The 7,786-nt window shown below is 65.3% G+C and carries 3 protein-coding genes; 1 reads left to right on the top strand and 2 read right to left on the bottom strand.

All coding sequences use genetic code 11. From position 1 onward, the window contains the following. Nucleotides 1-4,007 (bottom strand): CARDB domain-containing protein (locus VF992_03425; protein HEX9340207.1); only part of this gene is annotated, 4,007 nt, incomplete at its 3' end. A gap of 426 nt (nucleotides 4,008-4,433) precedes the next feature. On the opposite strand from VF992_03425, the gene VF992_03420 reads away from it, so the two are divergent. After that, on the top strand, nucleotides 4,434-6,029 hold the full coding sequence (locus tag VF992_03420; protein ID HEX9340206.1) for a type IV pilin N-terminal domain-containing protein: 1,596 nt from the start codon (nucleotides 4,434-4,436) through the stop codon (nucleotides 6,027-6,029). Nucleotides 6,030-7,071: 1,042 nt separating this feature from the next. Here VF992_03420 and VF992_03415 read toward each other — a convergent pair. Further along, on the bottom strand, nucleotides 7,072-7,786 hold a 715-nt coding region (locus VF992_03415; GenBank protein HEX9340205.1), incomplete at its 5' end, for a zinc ribbon domain-containing protein.

Below are 7,786 nucleotides of genomic sequence, written 5' to 3'. Positions count from 1 at the left end.
GCGAACTCGACGCCGCACTCCGGACACTGTTTCACGTCGACGGGGATCCACGCCTGGCAGTTCGAGCACTTCGCCATGTCCTTCTCGAACTCGACGCCGCACTTCGGGCACGTCGTCGCGTCCTCGGCGATGAAGGCGCCGCACTCGCCGCACTCGACCATCTTGCCGAGGCCGTAGACCTTCCAGTACGCCGTGACGCCACCCGCGACGGCCGCCGCCCCGGCGAGGATGATGAAGAGCAGCCAGTACGGGATGCCGAGAATCGGGACGGGCTGATTCAGGAATGGAAGGGTCGTCTTGACCGTCACCGCCTGTATATACGGCTGGATCAGGCCGGATGACGGCGTGATGACGAGATCGTACGAACCGTCCGCCTGGCCGGCCGGCAATCTCAGCCTACCGATGAAGAAGCCGTCCGCTTGGGAGGTCGTCGTGTTCGAGGCGATCGTCCCCGCACCGGACCGCAGCGTGATCGTCAGGGCGACGCCCGAGATCCCGTTTCCGTTCTGATCCCGCACGTAGCCCGTTATGGCGAAGTCCGTCCCCGGCTCGAGCGTCTGGCCGAGGGCCGGCGAGACGAGGATGACGTCCCCCAGCGGCGGCTGCACGTTCACGGTCACAATCGCCACGTTGTTCGACTCGTTGGCGACGCCGCCCTCATTGATGCGGTTGTCCGGGTCGACGCGGAGCTGGATCGTCTGCTGGCCGGTCGCAGACACGCCGCTGACGTTCAGCGGCGTCGTGAGCGAGGCGCCGATCGTCAGCCCTCTCACCCGGCCGACCTCGACGTTGGCCAAGAACGCCGCGACGGAGACGTTCACTGCCGTCGTCTGACCGACGTTGTACACGATGACCGTGATCGTGAATCCTAGGTTCTGCGTCACGTTCTGAATGGTCCCGTAGTCCGACTGCCGCAGCACGAGATCCGGGGGCGTGAGCACGCCGACCGACAAGGTCGCGTTGTTGTTGCCGGGGATGTAGTCCTTGTTCCGGATGTCGGGGCCGCTGGGGAGTTTCGTCGCGAACGTCAGGAGGTGTGCGCCGACGGATGCCGGGCGCCACGTGACCGTGATCACGGAGTCCACGCCCGGCGTGATGTCGAACGTCACCGGACCGCCGACCCGGATCGCGGCATCCCAGATCTCGAGCGTGGCTCCCGTGGCGCGGTTCGTCCCGAGGTTGTGGACCGTCACGCGCACGGCGACGTCGTTGTTCACGACCGGGTCCGTGGTGAACTGCACATCCGCGGACGAGATCGCGAGGTCGGGCCAGGTGAACAGGGTGAAGGTCCGCGGCAAGATGTTGTTCGTCTCGTCCGTCTCGCGGACGAGGCCGCCGTCCGTGACGGCGAAGACCGGCGGATCGACCACGGCGGAGATCGCGCGGCTCGATTCGAGCGCACCGAGGGGGCGCCAGACAATCGAGGCGGTCGCGGTCCCGTTCTTCGGGACGAGCGGGATCACGAGGTCGGCGATCCAGAGCCCCGTCGCCCGATAGTCGAGCGGTGCGAAGTCCATGATCCCGTCAAGATTCCGGTCCACGTTGTCCTCGAAGAAGCTGACCGTGACATTCCGCACGTTGATTTGCCCGACGTTCCGGACCGTCACCGTGACGGTGATGTCCGTGTTGATCGGCTGTAGCAGGGACGCGCCGTTGCCGCCCGAGACGCTCATCGACGCGACGCTGAGGTCCGGGGTGAGGCTCGAGAACGTGAGGCTCAGGACCGTGTCCTCCATGACGAGCGACGATCCCGGGGAATCCGGCGTGTACGTCGTCCCCTCGATGACCGCGGAGCCTTGCGCCAGATATGAGTTGTTCACGGTCCGCGTCGAGACGGTACGCATCTCCGAGAACGCCCGGTAGACGACGAACCCGAGCGGCGCGCTCACGGGCCACGTCGTCGAGGAGGTGTAGTAGATGTCCCCCGGGGACGGGTTCGGGACCGTGATGTTCGTGAGGGTGTTCGGGTCCATGCGCTGCACCGTGATGCCGACATTCGCGTCCGCGAGCAGGGTGCCGGTGCCGTCGACCGCGGCCACGGTGAGCCACCAGTAGCGGGCCACGCGCGATCCGCCCGTGATCATCGTCTCCCACCAGGTGCCGTTCGGATCGTACGTCTCGACGGACGTCAGCTGCACGTTCTGCGAGCCGCCGAAGACCATCTGGGACGTCTGAAGCGAATCGAAGGTCGTGTTCCGGATGTCCACGTCGACCGTGTTCACATTGCCGTCGTCCGTGGAGATCGCGAGGCTCGCGACCCCGGTCAAGGTGGCATCCCAGAGGTTCGTCCGCTGGACCGTGTCGATCCACAGGCCGGGCCCCGTGAGCGACACCCGGTTCAAGGTCGCGCTGCCGCCGAACAGGGTGACGTTGCCGTCGACCGACGTGTCCGTCATCGAGACGCTCGACGTCGTGCCGTCCTCCCGAAGGAGGCCGGGCGTGTCGCGCGCGGAGAGGTTGAGGGCGCTCCCCGCACTTGTCACGAGCGAGCCGCCGTTCGCGACGTAGAACGGGAGCGGGAAGTTGCTCCAGACGGTCGAGTCGACGAAGGTCAGGGAGCCGCCGGAGAGGATCTTGACGTACGCGCGGCCCTTCCCATCGGACCCCTGGTCGACGTACAATCCACCGGCCGAGATCGTCACATGGCCGGAGACTTCGAGGCACGTCGCCACGGAGACATCGCCGACGATCTGTCGGTCGAACGACCACGTCGTCACCCCGGTCGGGCACACTTGGAGGTTGGCGAAGGAGATCGTGAGCGCTTGGTTGTTGTCCGCGTCGCTCACGGCCGGATAGGGATTGAAGAAGACGTCGCCCGCGCTCGTCGAGCCGGAATACGCCGCCACCTGATGGTAGTTCCCGAACGACTCCGCGTTCGGCAGGGTCGCGGTCGTGATCTGATCCGTGTAGAGCGGGATCGTCGCGATCCCGTCGGCGTTCGTGCGGTTCCACGCGTTCGCGCCGCTCGCCTGGCGGCCGAGGTACCAGAGCGTCCGAGATGATGGCGTCGTCGTGAGGGCGTTGTCCGGGTATTGGGCCGTCGTGCTGCTCGGGCTCAGGGTCGACCAGATCGTCGCGCCGGCGATCGGGATGCCGCTCGAATCCACGACCGTATCGTGCGCCCACCGCAGGAAGTTCACCGTGCCGCCGGCGGCCGTCGGCCGGAAGGCCGGTTGCCAATCCGCCTTGGAAGGCGGATCTTGGCTGCGATCGATCGTCACATTGTACAGATATGCGTTCGAGCTGCCGTCGACGCGCAGCTCGTTGTGCAGCCCGGCGACGTCCGAGAAGTCCACCCCAATGTATGTGTCGTACGCGTAGACGTTGCTCGTTGCGGTGAGGGTGATGGCCGGGTTGCCGGTTGCATTCGCGCCGCTCGTGTACTCGTACACCCGTTCGATCCGCGATGCGAACGCGCTCGTCGACGTCGAGGCCCAAGACATCGTCGGGGCGTCGTTGTTGTCGTCCGTATCGAGGCCGAGATCCGAAATCTCCGAGTCCGTGAAGCCCGTGACCTTCGAGTCGGTGATGTTGAGCGTGGCGCCCGTCGTGTTGAACCAACCGGGGAACTTGAGGCTCGCCCCGTCCCTCATCGTGAACCGGCTGTTGGCGCCGGAGACCGTGAACGCGAGTTTCAGATAGGGTGAGATCGCGTCCGTCTGCGTCGTCACGGTCGAGTTGTCGAGCACGAGCTCGCCGCCCGCGTTCACGTTGAGCGAGTAGCCGGTGTGGGACTCGTCCTTCGCGAAGCTCAGGCCGCCGTCGATGAGGGTCAGGCTCCCGCCCGAGTTGATGTTGATCGTCCCGTCGACTGTGTACAGGATCCCGCTGCACACTTGGACCGTCGTGATTGTCCAATCGCCCGTGATGACGCCGCCGGCTTGGTCGCATGTGCCGGCCTGGGACGCCGGGCTGACCGCGAGGACGGCCAAGAATCCGCCCAACGCGAGGGTCCAGACAATCCAGAGGCTGAACGCCCTCGCGTCCCGGCCTGCTCGATTCTGCATCCCCGATGACCTCCCTGGTCGAGTCCTTCGGGCACATCCGGAGGGCGGGACCGATGGGATTGTTGCGGTCGCATCCCGGGCCGCTCCATAAGAATCTTACCGGCCGATTATCCCCACCGATACGGACGTGTTCTCACGCGGCAGAACATCGGCTTATCGGGAGTGATGGCTTCCATTCAATTTGGCAGATAGAAATGTTGAAACCCTCGGACGAAACGGCCCGAACCAACCCTGGCGGCCCCCTGCCGAGCCTCGAAGCGATTCAATTGCGGGCTCGAGATCCGATTCCCGCGAGCCAAATCGGGGGCCGCGCGCCTCCGGTTTTGATTCTCACGCTTTCAGCGAATGGTAACTACCACGAACAGTTTATATATCGTCGGCTCGGGTGTGAGTTCATCTTCCCAGCCACACCGGGAGGCCACATTCATGAAAACCATCTTGCGCGAAGACGAGTCGGGTGTGTCGGAAGTCATCGGCACGATCCTGATTCTCGCGATGACGGTCGTCCTGTTTTCCGTGATCATCATCTGGGTCTCGAACATCCCAACGCCCACCGCACAGACTCGGCTGGACATCCGCCCGGAGATGCAGCCGATCTACAGCGGACTCGGGGTTGAAATCGGAGTGAACATCACCCTGTTCCATCAGGGCGGCGAGGCGCTTCTGCCGGTGCCCACGATCATCTACGTCGTGTCGCAGCGAGGCTCGGCCGCCCCGCAGACGGACGTCGTCATCCTCCATCTCTACAACGGGCTCCTTGCCACTCCGAGCGGCCTGATGGACGGAAAGGACAGCGTCTGGGATATCGGCGAGCGATGGGCGTACAAGAACTACCTGCTCCGATCGTCCGACACAATCTCGGTCACGATCATCGACATCCAGAAGAGCTTCATCGTTTGGACGAGCCAAGTGACCGCACCCGCGGGCACACGGCCCCCCGTCTTCACCGACAAGTGGACCGACGGCTTCCCGTCCACCGAGATCGTCGACCCTGTCCAGGCGACCTTGGGCTTCAATCTGTATGTCAAGGTCACGGACCCGGACAACGACCTGAACGTGAATTCCGTGTACGCAACCCTCACGATGTGGTACGGAGTCAACCCCACGTGTTCGGTGCCCCTCCCGATGAAAGATGACGGCGTCGCACCGGACCGGGCCGCGGGGGACCACGTCTTCACCCTCGGCTCCTCGTGCATGAGCTCCCCCCTGCCGCCCCTCGAGTGGGACGGATCGATTATCCTGTTGAACGCGACCGACCTGAAGGGCCATCAGACGACGACCCGCTTCGTACTGCACGTGGTCCCGCAGACCTTCGGCGGAGGAGGCGGAGGCGGCTCGATCCCGAGCCAGCTGTGGCAGTACATCGGCTTCATCCAGGTCCGCGCCGAAGAGGTTTGGTTCTCGCATATGGGGGAGATCGTTGGGACGAGCAATCACTTCTCGCTGGGCCGAGTTCAGAGGAATGACCTCAACACCGGCGGCGGCGCGCTCTTCCACCTCCTGATGGCGAATCACGGGAATCGCACGATCTTCGTCGACGGCTTCACCTCGCTTGCCTTCCGCAGTGCAAGCGCCTCGAGCGTGCAGACGATTTACGTCGTCTGCGGCGTCGCGAAGGACCCGGCCGGCAACTCGAAATGCGCGGTCGACCCGACCAAACCAGCCAACGCCGGCGGCCTCGCGAAGTATCCGGGCACGGGGGTTTATAACAACTTCGAGTACGCGCAGGTGTTCGACATCAACCCCCTGAACCAGGAAACCGGGGGCACCCCCGTAGCAATCTTGGCAGTCACCAGGACCGCGTTCACCTGCTGCACGACGACCACGTGGGGGTCCGATTCCTTCTTCCCGAGCATCCTCGTCTCGGGGATCTCCGGGCCGCTGAACATGACGTACCAGCAGATCATCAGCCGGTGGGGGGCCAACTACAATCCCTTCGACCACCTCAACGACGTGGACTTGTCCATGAAGACCCAGTGGTACGCGCAGGTCATCCCGTTCATCGCGATGACCGTCATCTAGGCGATCGTTCCCGTAGAGCCTGGCAGGCGGCCCCAGGGGCATGCTCGATCCGGGCGGGCTGCGGGCAGGCGCTCAACGGCCATGCGCAGCGGTTCCTCGCCTTCGGGCCGACATAGAAAGCGGGGGGGCTCGGCCGCAATCGGTCCACCATCGGAGGTGGAGCTCTGCCCCGCCGCGCAGCGCCACGTGTGGCCCCTTTCTCGCCTCCAGTTCCCCTCGGCATGAAGGCCCTCCTCGGGGTCGGAGCCGATCCTTGGAAGCATGTCCGAGGGAGTTCGGAATCGGTTTCATGTTGAACGGCTCCGCGCCACCCTGCGCCTTCGGGCGTCTCGACATCTCTAGGTGTGCCGAACCAAGGCCCGCCATCCGACCGGGGACCGGCGAACAGCTCGGCGTCCCGTGTCGAACGGTTGGCACCTTCGGGAGGACTCACGCGCCACCGACCCTGGCCCAAGACGAGCTATCATCGAGTGCCGCAATCGCTCGGCCGGGTCCTCAGGTCTAGACGGGCCTCGGGCTGGGCCGTTTGGGATGTGCCCGCGGCCTTCCACGGCCGAGCCCGGACTCCGGAATGTCGGGCCTTGTGCCAGCAAAGAATGCATGATGTGTCCTCGAAGCGCTTCCCAGCCCCCTTCCGCCGACGGCTCCCCAGGACGCTCCTGCGTGGCTCACACCACGCGTCCGGCCAGCGACTCGGGTTGGCGGTGCTCTCGGCTCGCCGTGCACACCTTCCGCATGCTCTGGGAGGTCGGTCCTAGGACGGCTCGCGTCCGCGGTTTCCCCGGACGTAGCCGGAGCCAGCGTCGCCGCTAGCGAGGTACTCGGATTCGCGCCAGCGGGACGATTGGACATCCGGTGGCACGGTCCGACCCCATGCCCGGAGAAATGCGGCGCGTCACGGCATCAGGATCGACCGGCAGAGATCCCGCGGGATCGGGAACCGCTCTGCGCGGTTACGTGCCTTGGCGCCTCAAAGCTCCGCGGCAACTCCGTCGAGTGTCGATCCCCGGGAAGTTGCGGCGAGAAAATGGGGAAGGGGATCTCACAGATCCTCTTCCGATTTCTCGCTGCCCGATTGGCTTTCCGCGCCCTCGGTGCCTTCTTGGCCTTCGCCCAGCGGCTTCTTGACGACACGCTTCTGGACGACGGGCGGAGCCCCAGCGGACTTCTGGAACAACCGCCGCCCGGTTGTGGCCGGCGGGGTCCCGGGAGGGGCGCCGTAGGGCGCGGCCTGCGGTCCCTGCCCTTCCGAGGTGCCGGGTCCGGGAGCCGAGGGCCTCCGGGGCGCGGCCGCGACGACGGCCCCGCCGCCACCGCTGGGCGGGCGCTGGTCCCGCATGAGCGAGCCGCACTTGTGGCACACCCGTGCCGTGACGGAGTTGAGCGTGCCGCAGGTGGGGCACGGCCGCGAGCCCATCTTGCGCATCTCCTCTTCCTCCCGGAGCCAGTCCTCGTACGTCAGGAAGGTCGGCTGCTTGCGCCACCACTCCTGGAACTCGCTCTCCGAGAGGCTGCGGCCCAGCTGCCGAGAGCCTTCTTCCTTGAACCGTCCGACGACCTCGTCGTACTGAAGGCGCATCTTCTGCTGGTAATCCGCCATCTCGAGCTCGCCCGTGGCGAACTCGACGCCGCACTCCGGACACTGTTTCACGTCGACGGGGATCCACGCCTGGCAGTTCGAGCACTTCGCCATGTCCTTCTCGAACTCGACGCCGCACTTCGGGCACGTCGTCGCGTCCTCGGCGATGAAGGCGCCG

The sequence above is a fragment of the Thermoplasmata archaeon genome, from assembly GCA_036395115.1.
GTDB lineage: Archaea > Thermoplasmatota > Thermoplasmata > RBG-16-68-12 > RBG-16-68-12 > RBG-16-68-12.
This window is presented reverse-complemented; position numbering and strand designations above follow the sequence as displayed.